This window comes from Nonomuraea montanisoli (genome assembly GCF_013363975.1).
Classification (GTDB): Bacteria; Actinomycetota; Actinomycetes; order Streptosporangiales; family Streptosporangiaceae; genus Nonomuraea; species Nonomuraea montanisoli.
This window is the reverse complement of sequence record NZ_JABWGN010000001.1, coordinates 482,088-498,920: the sequence shown is the minus strand read 5'-3', so window position 1 is coordinate 498,920 and position 16,833 is coordinate 482,088. Positions and strand designations below refer to the sequence as shown.

The 16,833-nt window shown below is 72.5% G+C and carries 16 protein-coding genes; 11 read left to right on the top strand and 5 right to left on the bottom strand.

What is annotated here, in order from left to right; all coding sequences use genetic code 11:
• The first annotated feature begins 235 nt into the window (after positions 1-235).
• The 5 genes from HTZ77_RS02210 to HTZ77_RS02190 all read left to right on the top strand — a co-directional run bounded on the left by HTZ77_RS02210 (position 236) and on the right by HTZ77_RS02190 (position 5,582).
• Positions 236-430, top strand: a complete 195-nt coding sequence (locus tag HTZ77_RS02210) for a hypothetical protein (RefSeq protein WP_175587327.1) — start codon at positions 236-238, stop codon at positions 428-430.
• Between the two features lie 3 nt (positions 431-433).
• Positions 434-1,540: a sensor histidine kinase gene (locus HTZ77_RS02205; protein WP_175587698.1), complete on the top strand. Its 1,107-nt coding sequence runs from the start codon at positions 434-436 to the stop codon at positions 1,538-1,540.
• Complete coding sequence (locus HTZ77_RS02200) at positions 1,537-2,169, top strand: response regulator (RefSeq protein WP_175587697.1); 633 nt, start codon at positions 1,537-1,539, stop codon at positions 2,167-2,169. The genes HTZ77_RS02205 and HTZ77_RS02200 overlap by 4 nt, the downstream gene beginning before the upstream one ends.
• Before the next feature lie 471 nt (positions 2,170-2,640).
• Positions 2,641-4,431: a sensor histidine kinase gene (locus HTZ77_RS45085; protein WP_205301959.1), complete on the top strand. Its 1,791-nt coding sequence runs from the start codon at positions 2,641-2,643 to the stop codon at positions 4,429-4,431.
• Positions 4,432-4,673: 242 nt separating this feature from the next.
• Entirely contained in the window at positions 4,674-5,582 is a 909-nt protein-coding gene (locus HTZ77_RS02190; RefSeq protein ID WP_175587696.1) for a hypothetical protein, read from the top strand.
• A 192-nt stretch (positions 5,583-5,774) separates the two neighbouring features.
• Here the strand turns inward: HTZ77_RS02190 and HTZ77_RS02185 are convergent, their stop codons facing one another.
• Positions 5,775-7,235: a hypothetical protein gene (locus tag HTZ77_RS02185; protein ID WP_328808372.1), complete on the bottom strand. Its 1,461-nt coding sequence runs from the start codon at positions 7,233-7,235 to the stop codon at positions 5,775-5,777.
• Between the two features lie 126 nt (positions 7,236-7,361).
• The gene (locus tag HTZ77_RS02180) at positions 7,362-9,116 is read right to left on the bottom strand and encodes an acetyl/propionyl/methylcrotonyl-CoA carboxylase subunit alpha (RefSeq protein ID WP_175587695.1); all 1,755 of its coding nucleotides are present in this window, start codon (positions 9,114-9,116) and stop codon (positions 7,362-7,364) included.
• Positions 9,117-9,311: 195 nt separating this feature from the next.
• Here HTZ77_RS02180 and HTZ77_RS02175 point away from each other — a divergent pair, with 195 nt between their 5' ends.
• The 3 genes from HTZ77_RS02175 to HTZ77_RS02165 all read left to right on the top strand — a co-directional run bounded on the left by HTZ77_RS02175 (position 9,312) and on the right by HTZ77_RS02165 (position 13,164).
• Entirely contained in the window at positions 9,312-9,584 is a 273-nt protein-coding gene (locus HTZ77_RS02175; protein ID WP_175587694.1) for a WXG100 family type VII secretion target, read from the top strand.
• Positions 9,585-9,672: 88 nt separating this feature from the next.
• Positions 9,673-10,839 (top strand): S8 family serine peptidase, encoded by a 1,167-nt coding sequence (locus HTZ77_RS02170; protein WP_175587693.1) that lies wholly within the window; start codon positions 9,673-9,675, stop codon positions 10,837-10,839.
• A 147-nt stretch (positions 10,840-10,986) separates the two neighbouring features.
• A complete protein-coding gene (locus HTZ77_RS02165; protein ID WP_175587692.1) occupies positions 10,987-13,164 on the top strand; it encodes a protein kinase domain-containing protein in 2,178 nt (725 codons plus the stop codon).
• 72 nt (positions 13,165-13,236) lie between these two features.
• Here HTZ77_RS02165 and HTZ77_RS02160 read toward each other — a convergent pair whose 3' ends face one another.
• Positions 13,237-13,659 (bottom strand): YbaB/EbfC family nucleoid-associated protein, encoded by a 423-nt coding sequence (locus HTZ77_RS02160; protein WP_175587691.1) that lies wholly within the window; start codon positions 13,657-13,659, stop codon positions 13,237-13,239.
• Between the two features lie 123 nt (positions 13,660-13,782).
• On the opposite strand from HTZ77_RS02160, the gene HTZ77_RS02155 reads away from it, so the two are divergent.
• On the top strand, positions 13,783-14,106 hold the full coding sequence (locus tag HTZ77_RS02155; RefSeq protein ID WP_175587690.1) for a hypothetical protein: 324 nt from the start codon (positions 13,783-13,785) through the stop codon (positions 14,104-14,106).
• A gap of 1 nt (position 14,107) precedes the next feature.
• On the top strand, positions 14,108-14,929 hold the full coding sequence (locus HTZ77_RS02150; protein ID WP_175587689.1) for a WXG100 family type VII secretion target: 822 nt from the start codon (positions 14,108-14,110) through the stop codon (positions 14,927-14,929).
• 10 nt (positions 14,930-14,939) lie between these two features.
• Here the strand turns inward: HTZ77_RS02150 and HTZ77_RS02145 are convergent, their stop codons facing one another.
• Both HTZ77_RS02145 and HTZ77_RS02140 read right to left on the bottom strand, forming a co-directional pair.
• Positions 14,940-16,130: a WXG100 family type VII secretion target gene (locus tag HTZ77_RS02145; RefSeq protein ID WP_205301958.1), complete on the bottom strand. Its 1,191-nt coding sequence runs from the start codon at positions 16,128-16,130 to the stop codon at positions 14,940-14,942.
• A complete protein-coding gene (locus tag HTZ77_RS02140) occupies positions 16,127-16,438 on the bottom strand; it encodes a hypothetical protein (protein WP_175587688.1) in 312 nt (103 codons plus the stop codon). Before HTZ77_RS02140 ends, HTZ77_RS02145 begins: the two co-directional genes overlap by 4 nt.
• An 86-nt stretch (positions 16,439-16,524) precedes the next feature.
• Between HTZ77_RS02140 and HTZ77_RS02135 the strand changes: the two genes are divergently transcribed.
• A complete protein-coding gene (locus HTZ77_RS02135) occupies positions 16,525-16,830 on the top strand; it encodes a hypothetical protein (protein ID WP_175587687.1) in 306 nt (101 codons plus the stop codon).
• Positions 16,831-16,833 lie beyond the last annotated feature (3 nt).

Below are 16,833 nucleotides of genomic sequence, written 5' to 3'. Positions count from 1 at the left end.
TTGCGTGCCTGTCCCTGGTGCTGCCTGCTGACTTCCTGCGGCTGGTTCACCCAGAGGCCGGCCTTACGCGGGCTGCCTGGAGCTGGCCCGACTCGGCGGAGAGCTGATCTCTGGGGAGCCCTGGCTCCCGGAAGAAGATGCAGGGCAGGGCGGACGAGGAGCGGACGCGGCTCCACCCCCCTCTCCACCCTTCGGAGGTGCCGTTCCACCCCGCCTGATCCCTACCGTCCAAGCCATGGACAAACGCTCTGGACCGTCGGGCCGGCTCTGGCTCGAGGTGCTGTACCGGCTCCTGGACGCCAATGGGGGGAAGATGAACGGCAAGTTCCTGCTCGCGGTCGTGGTCGTGGCACTGCTGGTGGTCGCCGGCTTCGTGGCCTTCCGGCTTATCTTGGTGGACATGATTCTGTCCTTGCGCGACTCGCACTAGGCGATGCGGGAGGTGTGGGGACGGGTCGTGCGCCTGCTGGCGGCCGACGACCCGGAGACCGGCCGCCTGGTCAGGCTGCTGATCACCCTGGTCCTCGCCTGGTCGCTCGCCACCACCTCGCCCGAGCGCGTACCCGCACTGGAGTGGGCGGCGCTCGGCGCGTCGATGGCGTGCTGGCTCGCCTTCGTCGTGCTCGACGGCCGGTTCCCGCGCGTGGCCGTCGCCCTGCTCGGGGCCGGTTCGGTGGTCGCGGCGCTGGTGTCGGGGTCGGGCGAGGCGGGGCCTCCGGTGTTCGTGTTCGCGATGCTGCTGCTGTTCGCGGCGCACGGGACGCCGGGTATGGGGGCGATCGTCGCAGTCGTGGCGACCGACATGGCGGTCATGGCCGGCAGCATGCTGTGGTGGGGGCAGCCGCGCTCGGCGATCGTGGTCCGCGGGGCGGTCGTCCTGTGCACGGTGCTGTTCGCGTTGCACCGCCGCCAGTACCGCATGGCCCAGCAGGACCGGGCCAGGGCCATGGCGCTCGACGAGCGGGCGCGCATCGCCAGGGAGCTCCACGACGTGCTCGCGCACTCCCTGGGCGCGCTGGGCGTGCAACTGGAGGTCGCCGAGGCGATGCTGACCGAGCGGGGCGACGTGGAGCAGGCCGTGGCGCGGATCCGCAGGTCGCGGGCTCTGGCCAGGGAGGGGCTGATCGAGGCGCGCTCGGCGGTGGCGGCCCTGCGCGAGGACGTGCCGCCGCTGCCGGACGCGTTGAGCCTGATGGTCGCCGAGCACCGCAGGGACCACGACGTGGCCGCCGAGCTGCGCACCACGGGCACGCGACGGCCGATCACCCCGGCGGCGGAGGTCTGCCTGCTGCGCACGGCGCGCGAGGCGCTCACCAACGCCGCCAAGCACGCTCCGGGCGAGCCGGTCATGGTCGAGATCGGCTACGGTGACGCCGGGGTGCGGCTCGTGGTGCGCAACCCGTACATGGGCGGAAACGGCGCGGCGTCCTCCGGGCACGGCCTGCAGGGCATGCGCGAGCGGCTGGCGCTCGCGGGCGGGACCCTGAGCGCCGGGCCGGCGGGCGGCTTCTGGGAGGTACGGGCGGAGGTGCCGGAATGAGGGTCGTGGTCGTGGACGACCAGCAGCTCATGCGCGAAGGTCTGGTGGCGCTGCTGGACCTGGTCGACGACGTGGAGGTGGCGGGCGACGCCGGCGACGGCGAGGAGGCCCTGCGCCTGGTGGCCGAGCTGCGTCCCGACGTCGTGCTCATGGACCTGCGCATGCCCGTGATGGACGGTGTCGAGGCCACCCGGCGCATCGCCCGCGACCATCCGGAGGTGGCGGTCGTGGTGCTGACCACCTACGACGACGACCGGTCCGTTGACTCCGCCCTGCTGGCCGGCGCCTGCGGCTACCTCACCAAGGACGCCGGGCGCGCCGAGATCGCCGCCGCCCTGCGCTCGGCCGCCGCCGGTCAGTCGACGTTCTCGGCCGCGGTGTCGCGCCGGCTGGTCGAGGCGCTGTCCCGTGCCGCGCCGCCGCCGGTCTCGGCGTGTCCCGACGGGCTGACGGTACGCGAGGTCGAGGTGCTGCGGCTGGCCGCCGGGGGACTGAGCAACGCGGAGATCGGCTCGGCGCTGTTCATCGCGGAGACGACGGTCAAGACGCACATCAACAACGCCTTCGCCAAGATCGGCGTCCGCAACCGCACCGAGGCCGCCGCCTACGCCCGCGACAGGCTGCTCTGAGCCTCGCGGAACCGGACGCTGCTCGTGATCACGTAAAACTCGTGATCACGTAAAACGACGCGGTGCGCACGTCACGCGAACTTCCAGCTCGGTCACACCGCTCGGCAGCAGTGACCGGACGGACGACCGGGCTAGGGCGGACACCGCCGATGGAGCACGGCGGGTCCGGAGACCCCGGTGTCGGGCGCCCCCGACTTTCGTCAGGGGGCAAGGACGCCGAAAGGAGGGTCCCAACCGCTCGCCGCACCCCCTACAGTCCAGGCCAGGACCAGCGACAGAAGGGGGCAGGCGGTGGGCGGACGGCGCCGGGCTGCGAGTATGCGGAGCGTGCGCGACCTGCCCGCGGATGTTCCCGGCCTCCCCGGACCCGCCGACCTCGGCGGCACCAGGGGCCCAGGCCTCCCCGGCCCCGCCGACCGCGGCGGCTTCAGAGGCCCCGGCCGGTTCGGTCGCTTCCCTTTCTTCGCCCGCGTGGAGCGGCACAGCGGCGTCGCTCTGTGGCTGCTGCTCGCCGCCCCGGCGCTCGCCGGTGCCCTCCTCCTGCACGGCCGGGAAGCGCTCGTGTCGGCGGCCGGGGTGCCGCTGCTGGGCGTCGCCGTGGCCGTGCGCGAGCGGTGGCCGCTCGTGGCGCTGGCCGTGCCCGTCGCGCTCGGGCTGGCCCTGGACGTGGAACTGCTCGCCGCGCCGTACTGGCCCGCGCTCGCCGCCCTGGCGTGGCTGGCGGGGAGCCGCGCGGGAGCCCGTCCGGCGCTGTGGTTCCACGCCGCGGTGGCGGTCGCGGGGCTGCCCCTGTGCCTCGTCCTGTCGCCCGACCACCTGTGGGGATGGCCGTCGCTGCTGCTCGTCCTGCTGATCGTCGTGGTCCTGCCGTGGCAGCTCGGCCGCTACCGCCGCCGGTACGCCGCCCTCGCCCGCGCCGGGTGGCGGCTGGCCGACCGCATGGAACGCGAGCAGCGCATCGTCGCCGACCGAGCCCGCATCCGCGAACGGGCGCGCATCGCGGGCGACATGCACGACTCGCTCGGCCACGACCTGACGCTCATGGCGATGCGGGCCGCCGCGCTCCAGCTCGACCCCGCGCTCGACCCCCGGCACCAGGCCGTGGTGGCCGAGCTGCGGGAGGCCGCCGCCGAGGCGACCGAGCGGCTGCGCGACATCGTCGGCGTCCTGCGCACAGGCGACGACGAGGCCCAGGTCGAGCAACCCTTCACCTCGCCCGAGCAACCCTTCACCTCGCCCGAGCAACCCTTCGCCCCGGGCGAGCAACCCTTCGCCCCGGGCGAGCAACCCTTCGCCCCGGGCGAGCAACCCTTCGCCCCGGGCGAGCAACCCTTCGCCCCGGGCGAGCAACCCTTCGCCCCGGGCGAGCAACCCTTCGCCCCGGCCGAACGACTCGGCGACGTGAATGCCCCGCACTCGCTGTCCGAAGGTGCCCGCGCCGCCGGTGATCCTCTTCCGCCTGGCGAACGGCGCGATGCCGCCGACGGTCCTCTCCGCCTGGTCGAACGGGCTCGCGCCGCCGGGATGGCCGTGACCCCGGAACGCCTGGACGACCTCACCGGCATCCCCCCGATGACGGTCCTCGCCGTGGGGCGCGTCGTGCAGGAGGGGCTGACCAACGCCGCCAAGCACGCCCCGCGCGCACCGGTGCGTGTCCGGGTCATCCGCGAGGACGGCACGCTGCGCGTGAGCGTCGCCAACGCCGCGCCCGTGGCGCCCGCCGTGGACGCGGTCTCGGGCGGCGCCGGGCTGGCGGGCCTTGACGAGCGGGTACGGCTGGCGGGCGGCGTCCTGCGCGCGGGGCCCGTCCGGGGAGGCGGGTTCGAGGTCGTGGCCGAGCTGCCCACCCAGGCGAACGCGGCCGCCCGCCCGCTCACCGGGGCCGACCTGAGCACCTCGGCCCGGGAGCTGGCCCGAGCCGAGCGGGAGGTGCGCCGAGGGCTGGCCCAGACCGTGCTCCTGCCGCTGGCGGTGTTGACCGGGATCCTGGCGCTGATGATCCCGGTCTGGTCGGTCAGCACGTCGCTGTCCGTCCTGCCGCGGGGCACGTACGACGGGCTGGCGGTGGGGGCTCCGCGCGGTGAGGTCGAGGCGCGCCTGCCCGCGTTCACCCGGGACGGCCCGCCCGACGGCGCCCCGCCCGCCCCGGACGGTCAGAGCTGCGTGTACTACACCGTGCGGGCGTTCGACGACGGCGCCTACCGCCTGTGCTTCGCCGGCGACCGGCTCACCTCGAAGTCCATGGTCGGCCACCGGAAGTGAGGCCGAGCGTCACGGGAGTGTGACCGAGCGCCTCGCGCTGCCGGTCAGGCGTTTCCACACCCGCGCTCGACCGGGGCCCCTCCCTCGCGAGAGGCATTCCCAGGACCCGCGTCCGCGGCTCGTCGGCGCCGCCGCCGCCCTCCCGACGATCCCCACCTGCTCCGGCGTTCCGGGCGCGTGACACAGCCGCGGACGTACCGGCAGAATGTGCCGGTCCGTTCCTGATCATGATGAGAGGGCCCATGAAACGCTGGATCACCCTGCTGGCCGTGAGCCTGGTCTCCACCGCGTTCGTCACGCCACCCTCACCTGCCCGGGCCGCCGTCGCCGACCCGGTCGCCTCGCTGAACAAGCAGATCGCCAAGCGTCAGGCGGTGCGGGTGGTGGAGTTGAGCGGCCTGTACCTCAGCCGCGACGAGGACATCTTCCAGGTGGAGAACCGGGGCGTCCTGATACTCGGCGGGACGGGCGTGGGCGCGGCCGACATGACCCGTACCCTTCGTCCCGGGTTCCGGATGCGCGATCAGATGAAGGCGGGCGCCTGGGACGCGGCGAAGGTGGCGGCGGAGTCCAAGCCCAACCGCTCGATCGCGGTCGACGGACAGCTCTACCGGTCCGGCACGCTGTACGCGCCCGTGGTGCCCGAGGGCAGGACGTGGGCCGCGGCGGGACGCAGGAGCGCCACCGCGGCGGCGTACGGGGACCAGCCGATCAACGTGTTCGAGCCTGCCACCTTGAAGACGCTGCTGGCCACGGCGTCCAGCAAGCGACCCGACACCTACGGCTCCGACCTGAAGGCGACCATGTACCGTGGCGCGATCACCTTCAAGCAGCTGCACACGGTCTCTCCCACCTTCCGCGCCCTGATCGGCAGCCGGTCCCTTTCGGCGGTCGCCACGACGAAGATCGACTGGGCGTTGCACGTCGACGACGAGGTGGGTCAGGCCCTCACCTTGAGCGCCAGTTGGCCCGTCTCCGGCGGGCGCCGGGTGGGGGTCTTCACCCAGTACCCTGGCCGCGACCACCCGAGAACGCTGCGCATGCGCGTCTCGGCTCCGCGTCCCGCGCAGGTGGCGCCGGAATCCTCGCTGACCGGGACGCTGCCCCGCCCCAGCGCGCTGCTCGACCTGAGCTTCCCGGCCGGAGCCTAGATGTGGTGACCCGCGGGCTGGTCGACGTGGGCGATCGGAGGCCGGCCGCCGAGCGCGGTGTGGCAGCGATGGTGGTCGCAGGTGCGCGGGAAGTCCTGCGGAGCCGCGGTGCGTGATCGACGGCCGGCCTCATCGACGCGACGGGCGCGCCCCCGCAGGGACGCGCCCGATCATGCCGTGTGACGTGACGGTCTACCAGTCGCCGCCGCCGCCGCCGAAGTCGCCACCACCGAAGTCGCCGCCGCCGAAGTCGCTCCAGCCGCCGCCACCGCCGCCACCGAAGTCGCCTCCACCACCGCCGAAGTCGCCGCCGCCCCCGCCGAAGTCGCCCCCGCCGTCGGAGTATCCCTCGGCGTAGCCGGCGCCGTAGCCGCCCCAGCCGCCGTGGAACATGCTGCCCATCATGGTGCCGATGAACATGCCGGTCATGATGTCGCCGAAGCCGCCGTAGTAGCCGTAGGCGTACGGCTGGTAGGCGGGACCGGCGTCGTAGTAGGGCCGGCGCTCGCCGTTGACCATGACCTCGCGGGTCTGCGGGTCGAAGCCGCGCTCGACGGCCTCGGCGTCGGCCGCGCAGGCGGGCACGTCGCGCACCGCGCCGCCGGCCGGGGCCCAGCGCACGTCGCGCACCGACGGGCCGTGCTGCGGGTTGAAGAAGCAGGGCGCCCGCCGCTCGGGCACGGGCTGGTTGTTGACCTTGGCCTTCACGACGGCCAGCGCGTAGCGGCCGTCCTCCAGCGTCTGGGTGACCTCGCGCACCTGGTCGGCCCGCTGGATGGCGGCGAGCTGCGTCTTGGCCTTCTCGTAGGAGTCGAGCGCCTGCTGCCACTCCTGGATGTTGGAGCCGCCCTGACCGGCCAGGGTGACGTCGGTGTCGAGCGCGGTGATCTCCTCACCGAACTTGGTGACGTCCTCCTCGACGGTCTGCTTGACCGCGGCCAGGTCCTTGGCGTCCTGGATGGCCTGCTTCTTCTTCTTGTTCTTGGAGTACAGGAAGTAGCCGCCACCGCCGACCAGCGCGATCGCGCCGAGGCCGACGAGCACGCCGGCGCCGCCGCCGTCGCCGCCCACGGGGCCGGAGTCGAGCGCGGCCCGCTTGCCCTCGGCCATCAGGTTGACCCGGGAGACGAACTCGTCGATGCCCGCGGTCAGGTCGTCCTTGTGGTTGCGGACGGCCAGCTTGGAGAGCTGGTCGGTCATGCCGGCGCGGCCGAAGTTGGACATGGCGTACAGCGAGGTGCCGTCGAGCACGGCCACGGTCACCTGGCCGCCGCCCTTGGCCTGCACCGTGGCCTTGCCGAGCCCGCTGACGTAGCTCTTCGGGTCGGTCACCGTGCCGTCGGGCAGCGCGGCGACGTAGACGTTGCTCTTGGAGTCCTTCAGCGTGTCGCGGATGGCCGACTGCTGGTCCGAGGTGAGTGGCGAGCCCGGCTCCACGTACAGGCGGTCCTTCTTGTCCTTCCAGTAGGACACGATGGACTGGGCGTCGGGCGGCGCCGTGGCCGCCGTGGCGGCGGGGGACAGCGCGAGGACGACGAGTAGACCGGCGAACAGAGCCGCGGTCGCGGCCCCGGCTCGGCGCAGCGAATGGGTCATGGGCAGCATGCCTCCTTCGTCCTTGAGGACGAACGGGCGGTCGGCGAAGTTCCTCACTGTGGCAGGTAACTCGTTTCGTATGAGGTGGGTGCGGCGCGTGACGGGCCTCCTGGGAGGCCGGTGAGGTCAGATGTCCTACCCGGTCTCCTCCGGGGCAGACCTCCCCCGGGACAGGCTGCCCGGTCAGGCGTCCTTGATCTCGCAGAGCGTCGCGCCCGCGGTGACGGGCTGTCCCACGGCCGCGCTGAGCCCGGTGATCGTGCCGGACTTGTGGGCGGCCAGCGGCTGCTCCATCTTCATGGCCTCCAGGACCACGACGGTGTCGCCCTCGGACACCGTGTCGCCGTCGCTCGCCACGACCTTGACGATCGTGCCCTGCATGGGGCTGACGAGGGCGTCGCCGCCCGCGGCCGCCTTCTGCGCGCCGCCGCCGCCCCGCTTGGGCCGCCGGCCCGCCGCCGGGGCGGGCGCGGCGGCGGCCGTCGAGCCGAGGCCGGCCGGCAGCACGACCTCCAGCCGCTTGCCGCCGACCTCGACGGTCACGCTCTCGCGGGCGGCGGGCTCGGCCGCGGCCTGCTCGCCGTCGTACGGCGGGATCGTGTTGTCGAACTCGGTCTCGATCCACCGCGTGTGGACGGAGAACGGCTCGGCGGTGAAGGCCGGGTCGGACACGATCGCCCGGTGGAACGGCAGCACGGTCGGCATGCCGCCGATCTCGAACTCGGCCAGCGCCCGGCGGCTGCGCTCCAGCGCCTCCCGCCGGGTGCGCCCGGTGACGACGAGCTTGGCGATGAGCGAGTCGAACGTGCCCGGCACGGTCATGCCCGCCTCGTAGCCGGAGTCGAGCCGGACGCCCGGCCCAGCCGGGGGACGCAGCTCGGTCAGCGTGCCCGGCGCGGGCAGGAAGTTGCGTCCGGCGTCCTCGGCGTTGATCCGGAACTCGATCGAGTGGCCGCGCAGCGCCGGGTCGTCGTAGCCGAGCGGCTCGCCGTCGGCGATGCGGAACATCTCGCGGACCAGGTCGATGCCGGACACCTCCTCGGTGACCGGGTGCTCGACCTGGAGGCGGGTGTTGACCTCCAGGAAGGAGATCGTTCCGTCCTGGCCGACGAGGAACTCGCAGGTGCCGGCGCCGACGTAGCCCGCCTCGCGCAGGATGGCCTTGGAGCTGGAGTAGAGGATCTCCCGTTGCGCGTCGCTCAGGAACGGCGCGGGCGCCTCCTCCACGAGCTTCTGGTGGCGGCGCTGCAGGGAGCAGTCGCGGGTGCTGACGACGACCACGCCGCCGTGCCGGTCGGCCAGGCACTGGGTCTCGACGTGGCGGGGGCGGTCGAGGTAGCGCTCGACGAAGCACTCGCCGCGGCCGAAGGCGGCCACGGCCTCGCGCACCGCCGACTCGTACAGCTCGGCGACCTCCTCGATGCGGCGGGCCACCTTGATGCCGCGACCGCCGCCGCCGTACGCGGCCTTGATGGCGATCGGCAGGCCGTGCTCCTCGGCGAACGCGACGACCTCGTCGGCGCCGGAGACGGGGTCCTTGGTGCCGGCGACCAGCGGCGCGCCGACCTTCTGGGCGATGTGCCGGGCGCGCACCTTGTCGCCGAGCGCGGCGATGGCGGCGGGCGGCGGCCCGATCCAGACGAGGCCGGCGTCGATCACGGCCTGCGCGAAGTCGGCGTTCTCGGACAGGAAGCCGTAGCCGGGGTGGACGGCGTCGGCGCCGGAGCGGCGGGCGACGTCCAGCAGCTTGGCGATGTCGAGGTACGTCTCGGCGGGGGACTGGCCGCCCAGCGCGTACGCCTCGTCGGCCGTCCTGACGTGCAGGGCGTCGAGATCCTGGTCGGCGTAGACGGCGACGGCGGCGATGCCGGCGTCCTTGCAGGCGCGGGCGACGCGCACGGCGATCTCGCCCCGGTTGGCGATGAGAACCTTCTGCACCGACGTTCGTCCTTCCTCGACGGGCACTCAACGGAGTCTAGGTGCCGGCCTTCGCCTTCCCCCACGCGCCCCGGTCCACGCGGGAAAAACCGAATGATCCTCTGGACGACCATAGCCGCTCGGCATAACAGGGGCGATGGGCCCCCGCCACGCGCCTATGGTGAGTGCGCTATCACGACGATCCAGGAGGTATGCATGGGCCAGAGCCTGCTCGGTGGCGACCCCGCGGAAATGCAGTCGATGGCGACGCAGTTCACCCAGCAGTCGGAGGCGGTGCGCACCACGATGACCGCCCTCGACCGCGAGGCGTCGAAGGTCGGCACTGCCTGGACCGGCCCCGGGGCCGAGCGCTTCCAGGGTGCCTGGCAGAACTACCGGACCGCGTTCCAGCGGATGACCGAGGAACTGCAGGAGGCCGCCCGGGTCATCAACACCTACCGCGGCAACATCGAGTCCGCGACCCGCTGAGCACCGCCCGGAGCCCCGGCGCCCGCCCGCCGGGGCTTCGTCACGCCGGACGTCCGCGCCAGGCCGGGACAAGCTACGCTTTTCCGCCATGATGGGTCGCGTCGTCCTGGCAAGCCTGCTGGCCCTGCAACCCGTGCTCGCCCCCGTGGCCGCGCCTGCCGCGCGGGCCGTGACGGCGCCGCAGGAGTGCGACCCCGGGAAGGGCACGGTCAAGCTCTCCGCCCAGGAGCCGTGGGCGCAGAAACGGCTCGACATCAAGAACGCCTGGCATCTCACCAGGGGCGCCGGCGTGACCGTGGCCATCATCGACAGCGGCATCGACTACCGGCACCCGCAACTGCGGGTCTCCAAGTTCATCGACGTCACCCACACCGGCTACCGCGACTGCGTGGGGCACGGCACGGCCATCGCCGGCATCCTGGGCGGCAGGTACGTCACGGGGGTGCCCTTCCACGGCGTCGCGCCCGAGGCGCAGATCATCTCCATCAAGCAGAGCAACAGCAAGGACGGCGACGTCCGCGACCTCGCCACGGGCATCAAGCAGGCGATCGACCTCAAGGCCGACGTCATCAACGTGTCCATCAAGGCCTCGGACCACCCAGCCCTCCGGGCGGCCGTCCAGGAGGCGCTGGAGCACGACATCGTGATCGTGGCCGCGGCCGGCAACGTCGACAACGACGAGGGCGTCGCCGAGCCCGCCTACCCGGCCTCCTACGAGGGCGTGCTGTCGGTCGGCTCGGCCGCCCCGGACGGGCGGCGCGCCGACTCCTCCAGCACCGCGACGCCGGTCAGCGTCCTCGCGCCGGGTGTGGGCATCACCGCGCCGTGGCCCGGCGGCGGGTACCAGGTGAACCTGGAGGGCACGAGCTTCGCGACGCCGTTCGTGGCGGGCGTCGCCGCGCTGGTGCGCTCGCACTTCCCCAAGCTCGACCAGCAGCAGGTACGGCAGCGCATCATCGCGACCGCCGACGGCACCGTCGGCAAGGCCACCGGGACGGGGATGGTCAACCCGACGCTGGCCGTGACGGCGGTGCTGCCGTACGAGCCGGCGGACGCCCCCGTGGTGGCACAGCCCGCGGCCTCCCCGCTGCCCGCCGGAGCCATAACGAAGGTGCCGCCACCCGATCACAAAACCGTCAACGTGGCGCTGGGCGTCATGGGCGGCGCGATGGCGCTGGCGGGCATCGCCGCTGCTGGGACGTGGGTGCTGCCGCTGGGAAGGCGCCGGCGGTGGCGCGCGGGCCGTCCGTCGTGAAGATGTCCTGACCGTGAACTGTCAGGTGGCTGCCCGAAACTCCTGATACAAAAGTGGCGACTTTGGTTGAATATGCCTCAGTTCATGCTTTGACCTGAAGGGACCACAATGCACCCTCTGCGGCCGGGGGATCCTGAGCGGTTGGGCGTGTACGCGATTTTCGGACGGCTCGATGAAGGGGCGCGCGGCGCCGCCTTCCTCGGCCGTGAGGCCGACGACGCGCCCACGCGAGTCATCAAGTTACTGCCGGCCGTCCCGGGTGCCGGCCCCGAGGAAGCCGAACGTCTCACCGGCGTCCAGCGCATCTCCAGCGTCTACGTGGCCCGCACGATCGAGGCGGGCATGCACGGCGAGCAGCCGTACGTCGTCCGCGAGCACATCGAGGGCCGCAGCCTCGCCGAGACCGTGGCCGCCGACGGCCCGCTCGACGGCGACACGCTGGAGCGCGTCGCGGTCGGCGTGCTGACCGCGCTGACCGCGATCCATCTGGCCGGGGTCACCCACCGCGGCCTCACCCCGCACAACGTCATCCTCGGCCCCGAGGGGCCGCGCGTCACCGACATCGACCTCGGCGAGGCCGTCGGCGAGGTCGGCTACCGCTCGCCGGAGCAGATCGGCGGCCTGCGCTACGGCCCGTACGCCGACGTCTTCGCCTGGGGCGCGGTGATCGCCTTCGCGGCGACCGGCCACGCGCCGTTCGGCCAGGACGAGCAGGCGGTGCTGAACGCCGAGCCCGAGGTCGGCGCGCTCGCCGACCCGATGCGCCGGGTCGTCCTCTCGGCTCTGTCCAAGGACGTCGCCCAGCGCCCCACCACGTACACCGCGCTGCTCCAGCTCCTCGGCGACAAGGGCGCGATCGGCGCCGCGGACGGCTCCGTCCCCGGCGGGCCGGTCGCCGGCAGCGTCATCGCGCCGGTCCCGGTCCCGATGCAGCCCACCGAGCACCTTCACCAGCCGTCGCAGGAGATGACCGAGTACCTGCCCCCGCTGGAGGGCGTGCCGGTCCCGAACCCGCAGCCCGCGTGGGGCCCGCCGCCGGTGCCCCAGCCCGCCAACGGCTGGGACGGCCCCAACGGCCCGCACGGTCCTCAGGGGCCGAACGGGCCGCAGCAGGTCTACCAGATGTCCGCCGGTGGCCAGCAGCAGGGCGGCTCGCCGCGCCGGTCGTTCCCGGTCGGGCTGGTCGCCGCCGTCAGCGCCGCCGTGGTGCTCTCGGCCGTGGGCCTGTGGGGCGCCGGCCGGTACGCGGACACGCAGACCCTCACGCCGGTGGCCGCGCAGGGCACGACCACCCCGAGCGGCGGCGTGGCCGCGATCGGCGGCTCCGGCGGCGACGCCCCCGTGGGCCAGCAGCCGGCCCAGCCCGGCCAGCCCGCTCCGCAGCAGACGCAGCCGGAGCTGACGGTGCCCTGGGCCGCCTCCGCCAGCCCGGACCCGACGGAGGTGGCGCCGATCGTGCTGCCGACCGAGTGGCCGACCACGGAGGGGCCGACGCCGCCGGAGTTCAGCACGGTGCCGACCCCGGCCGCGATCCCCACCCAGCCGGTGGTGACGCAGCCGACCGCGCAGCCGACCGTCCCGGTCCAGCCGACGGCGACCACTCCGGCGCAGCAGCCCACGGAGACGCCGACGGAGCGGCACACCCGGAAGCCGACCAGGAAGCCGGAGGAGGACCCGTCGCCGGCTCCGACCGAGACGAAGGCGCCGGAGCCGACTCCGACCCCGACGCAGGAGCCCACGAAGGAGCCGACCAGGGAGCCGGAGCCCACCCGGGAGCCGACCAGGCAGCCGGAGCCCTCGAAGGAGCCCACGAGGGAGCCGACCAGGCAGCCGGAGCCGACGAGGACCACCGAGGCGCCGAAGCCGACGCCGACGAGGACCACGCAGTCCCCGAAGCCGACGCCGACGCCGACGAGGACGACCCAGTCTCCGAAGCCGACGCCCACGAAGACGACCGAGGCCCCGAAGCCGACGCCGACCAAGACCACCGAGGCGCCGACGACGAATCCCCACAGCCCCACCGCGGTGTGCGGCTCCGGGTACTACGTCCAGCGGCAGGCCTCGTTCACGGGCGGTACGGCGTTCCTGCTCTACAACAACGGCACCGGCCAGAACTGCGTGGTCACGCTCAAGACCACGGACATCGGCAAGAAGACCTCCGTCAGCGCCACCCTGGACGTTCAGGGCGGCGGCAGCAAGACCGACAGCGGCAGCTACGACTACTACGCCGGCCCGGTCTATCTTCCGGCCAAGGGCAAGTGCGTGAAGTTCTCCGGCAGCACCGCCAGCGGCAGCGGCGGCCAGGGCTGGGACAACTGCGGCTGACCCCCGCCGGCCCCTGACATGACGGCGGCCGGGAGGACGATCCTCCCGGCCGCCGTTCCCGTGTCCGTGGGCTCAGAAGTCGTCCTGGCGGCGCCGGCGCACGCCGTCCATGCGCTCGCCCATCTCGCGCCGGTACGCGTCCTGCATCTCCTCCACGTCGCGCCTGAACGTGCCCAGCGCGGAGGGGTCGGGGGCCGGGGAGAAGGCCATCAGCTCGCGGGCCTGGCGCTCGTGGTCCTCCTGGGCGGCCCGCACGGCCTCGACCACGTGCTCTCCCAGCTCGTCCGGGTCGAGGCGCATGGCCCGGGCGCTGATCCGCACCTCGATCGGCCGGCTCTCGGAGTCCACCCGCGCCGTCACCGTTCCCGCGCGGTTCTCGCCCGTTCCGGTCAGTCGGCTCAGCTCCTGCATGGCCTGCTCCAGCTCGCGCATCGTGCGCTCGCTGTCCCGCAGGATCCGGTCGAGGTCGCCGAGGTGGGGTTCCGTGAAGTCCATGCGTTCACGCCACCGCCGGCAGGTGAACGCATGCTGATCAGTGCCTGACGGGGCGTCTAACTGATCATTAAAGCTGTCCGGATCACGATTCGCGCCCCTCTGAATCATGCAAAATCCGTACATGTGAGCACATTGGCAGCCACGCCCGGGCAGGAAATCAACGTCACGTCCCACACGATCGCGCATGTCCGCGACCGGTGCGACGACGAGCTGAAGGAGTGGCTCGTCCACCTCCGGCACATCGTCGCCACGCTGACCATCGACCCGCCCGGCTTCGGCATCGTGGGCGACCATGTCATCGGAACGACCTACGACGCCATCCGCCGCGAGGCCGACGGCCTGCTCGGCGATGCCCAGGAGGCGGTCGAGAGCTGGGTGCGGACGCTCGACCAGTGCCAGCGCAACTGGCGGGCCGCCGAGGACCACAGCATCGTGAAGTACCGCTGACATGGGACCCTTCGGCAGCTCCGCGTACGGCCCTCTCCCCATTCTCGGACCGTACAGCCCGTACCCCAAGCCCCCGACACCCGAGCCGCTCGGGCCCAAGGTGCTGACGCAGGTCAAGCGGCTCGGCAAGATGTCGCTCTGGCTGGTGCCGGCGGGCGTCATCGCCAGCATGGCCATCGCCAACGAGCCGGCCATGGCGCAGGCCGCCGCCAACTGGAAGTACGGCGTGTCGGCCCGCCTGGACGACGGCATCAAGCAGCTCCTGCCGCAGCTCACCCGGGCCTCGCAGAACGGCTGGATCGCGGGGGACCAGCAGGAGTTCGAGCGCGTGGTGTCGCTGTTCAGCCGGGAGGTCGGCGCGCTGCGCGGCGCCCTCGGCGAGATCGCGGCCGTGCTGGACGAGGTCGCCGCCGGCTACCGGAGCTACTGGGTGCGGCTCGCCGTGCTCGCCACCATGACGGCGGTGCTGCTGGTCTTCGCCAAGAGGCTCAAGGCGTTCCCGCACACCAAGTTCTGGGGCGGCATGCTGGAGGCGGCCATCGCGGCCGGGGCCAACGGCGGCGTGGCCGCCATGACGCTGATCCTCGGCTCCTCCCTGCAGGGCGCCCTGGACAACGTGATGACCATGGTCCGCAGGCAGCACCAGTTCGGCTACGTGCTGCCGAGCGGCGCGGCGGCCGTGGACTTCACCCAGGCCACCATGAACGTGAGCAAGTACCCGTCCTTCCGCGCCCCGGCCAAGCCCGGTGACCTGCCGCCCGGCTACGACCAGTTCGACTGGGTCGAGCCCATGCAGAAGAAGGGCGAGCCGAGGACCCCCTGACCGTGCCGGCTCAGTAGGGCCGGTACCCGCCGCCGCTCTCCAGCGAGCTGATGCCGGGATGCCCGGCCAGCGAGCCGTAGCGGCGGTAGGTGTAGAGGACGCCGGCGATGATGTTGTCCACCGGCTCCAGGATCTTCCCGTGGCCCGGCAGCGCGTTCGACTGGAACGTGGGCGGGATCGTCTGCATCAGGCCCTGGGACGGGATGCCGTTCCTGGCGTTGATGTCCCAGTTGTTGATGGCGCTGGGGTTGCCGCCGGACTCGTGGTAGATGATCGTCCAGATCCGCTGGATGTCCCTGGGGTCGTCCGGGTCGAGGTCCTTGAGCTTGTTCAGCAGGCCCCGCTGCTTGGCCTCGATGGCCGAGGACATCTCCGGCGACCTGATGACCCGGATCGCCTCCTTGATGTACGCGACGATGTCGGCCCGGGGCAGGGGGACGCTGCCCGCCGACGAGGTGCCGCCGGCGTAGGCGTACCCGCCTCCGCCGCCCCCGCCCGCGACGCTTCCGCTGCCGCTGACGCCCATCGTCACGCCGGACTCGTCGGTGGCGGCGGCCTGGAGCGCCGTGCGGTCCTTGGCGGACGTCCTGATCCACTCCACCTTCTTGGTGCCCGGCTCGAAGTCGGCGCCGCCGGCGCCCCTGATCGCGCCGAAGAAGCCGAACTCCTTGTCGGAGCCGACCTGGCCGTCCAGGGCCTTCTTCACCTCGCCGAGCACCGAGTCGGCCTTGGCCACGATCTCCTGGGCGCGGGTGACGTTGCCGCTGACGATCGTCGTGGCGGCCAGCGCCGTCTCGGCGTCGCTCTCCTTGGCGTCCGGGTTCAGCTGGAGATAGCGCTGCTTGTACGTGTTCGAGCGGGACACCGCGTCGTCGTACAGGGCGCCGATCTTGGAGTACGCGTCCTCCAGGGTGCTCGCGGCCCGGTCGAGGGCGTCGGCGCAGGCGTTGAGCGCCTCCTTGAGGCCGGTGCCGGCCTTCGGGTAGGCGCTCATGTAGCCGGCGAAGGCGTCGGCCGAGGCGCCCTCCCACGCCGCGTTGACCGCCTTGACGGCCGAGGGGAGCTTGCCGGTGGCGCTCGCGACGTGGCCGGCGGCCACCCGCAACGCGGCCGCGTGGTCGCGGATCGCCTGCGGGTCGCCCTTCACCTTGGCCCGCAGCGAGGCGATCCCGGCCAGCGTCGCCGGAGTCCCCCCGCTCATACCGTGGCCGCCTTCGTCGCCTTGCGCAAGTTCGTCTCCACCTGGTCGATCGCCTTCTCCACGCCCTGGAGGCGGCTGCGGCCCGTGCCGAGCTCCTCCTTGAGCGCCGACCAGACGTCGTTGACCTTGCCGGCGAGCGCCCCGGAGTGGCTCAGGTCGCCGAACATGCTCGCCTGCGCGGCGTCGGCGGGCTTCTTCGCCGAGGAGTCCTGGAAGACGTCCTCCACGGTGAGCATGTTCGCCGCGGAGCGGGCCCTCTTGCCGCACGTTTCGAGAGCCTGGAAGTGGACGTCCACCCATTCACTCATGGAACTAACCGCCTTCTTGCTACGAAGCGAGCGAAAACCGAGCATAGTGGACAACAATCTTGATGTCCGTGATGAAGGAGAAACTCTTGGGGCACCCGTCCGACGGCTACGACGCGAGCGCGTCCGGCATCCGTCGCCGGGCCGAGGAGGCCCGCGAGGAGGCCGACCACGCGCGCGCCCTGCGTGACGAGCTGCTCGGCGTGTTCGCCCGTGAGGGCCGCCCCATGGGGGACGACATGTACGGCGCCGAGCTCGACAAGTCCTTCCCCAAGCGGCGCGACGCGGTCATCGAGGAGTTCCACGCCTACATCGCCGAGCTGGAGGGCACCCACGAGGGCATGCGCACCAGCGCCAAGAACTACGACACGGCCAGGCAGCAGTCGGAGCGCTGAGCA

Excerpts from the sequence above, each read along its gene's own strand:
- HTZ77_RS02160 (WP_175587691.1), bottom strand. The coding sequence starts at position 13,659 with ATGGACTTCACGGAACCCCACCTCGGCGACCTCGACCGGATCCTGCGG.
- HTZ77_RS02170 (WP_175587693.1), top strand. The coding sequence starts at position 9,673 with ATGATGGGTCGCGTCGTCCTGGCAAGCCTGCTGGCCCTGCAACCCGTG.
- HTZ77_RS02175 (WP_175587694.1), top strand. The coding sequence starts at position 9,312 with ATGGGCCAGAGCCTGCTCGGTGGCGACCCCGCGGAAATGCAGTCGATG.
- HTZ77_RS02205 (WP_175587698.1), top strand. The coding sequence starts at position 434 with ATGCGGGAGGTGTGGGGACGGGTCGTGCGCCTGCTGGCGGCCGACGAC.
- HTZ77_RS02140 (WP_175587688.1), bottom strand. The coding sequence starts at position 16,438 with ATGAGTGAATGGGTGGACGTCCACTTCCAGGCTCTCGAAACGTGCGGC.
- HTZ77_RS02190 (WP_175587696.1), top strand. The coding sequence starts at position 4,674 with ATGAAACGCTGGATCACCCTGCTGGCCGTGAGCCTGGTCTCCACCGCG.
- HTZ77_RS02210 (WP_175587327.1), top strand. The coding sequence starts at position 236 with ATGGACAAACGCTCTGGACCGTCGGGCCGGCTCTGGCTCGAGGTGCTG.
- HTZ77_RS02145 (WP_205301958.1), bottom strand. The coding sequence starts at position 16,130 with ATGAGCGGGGGGACTCCGGCGACGCTGGCCGGGATCGCCTCGCTGCGG.
- HTZ77_RS02200 (WP_175587697.1), top strand. The coding sequence starts at position 1,537 with ATGAGGGTCGTGGTCGTGGACGACCAGCAGCTCATGCGCGAAGGTCTG.
- HTZ77_RS02150 (WP_175587689.1), top strand. The coding sequence starts at position 14,108 with ATGGGACCCTTCGGCAGCTCCGCGTACGGCCCTCTCCCCATTCTCGGA.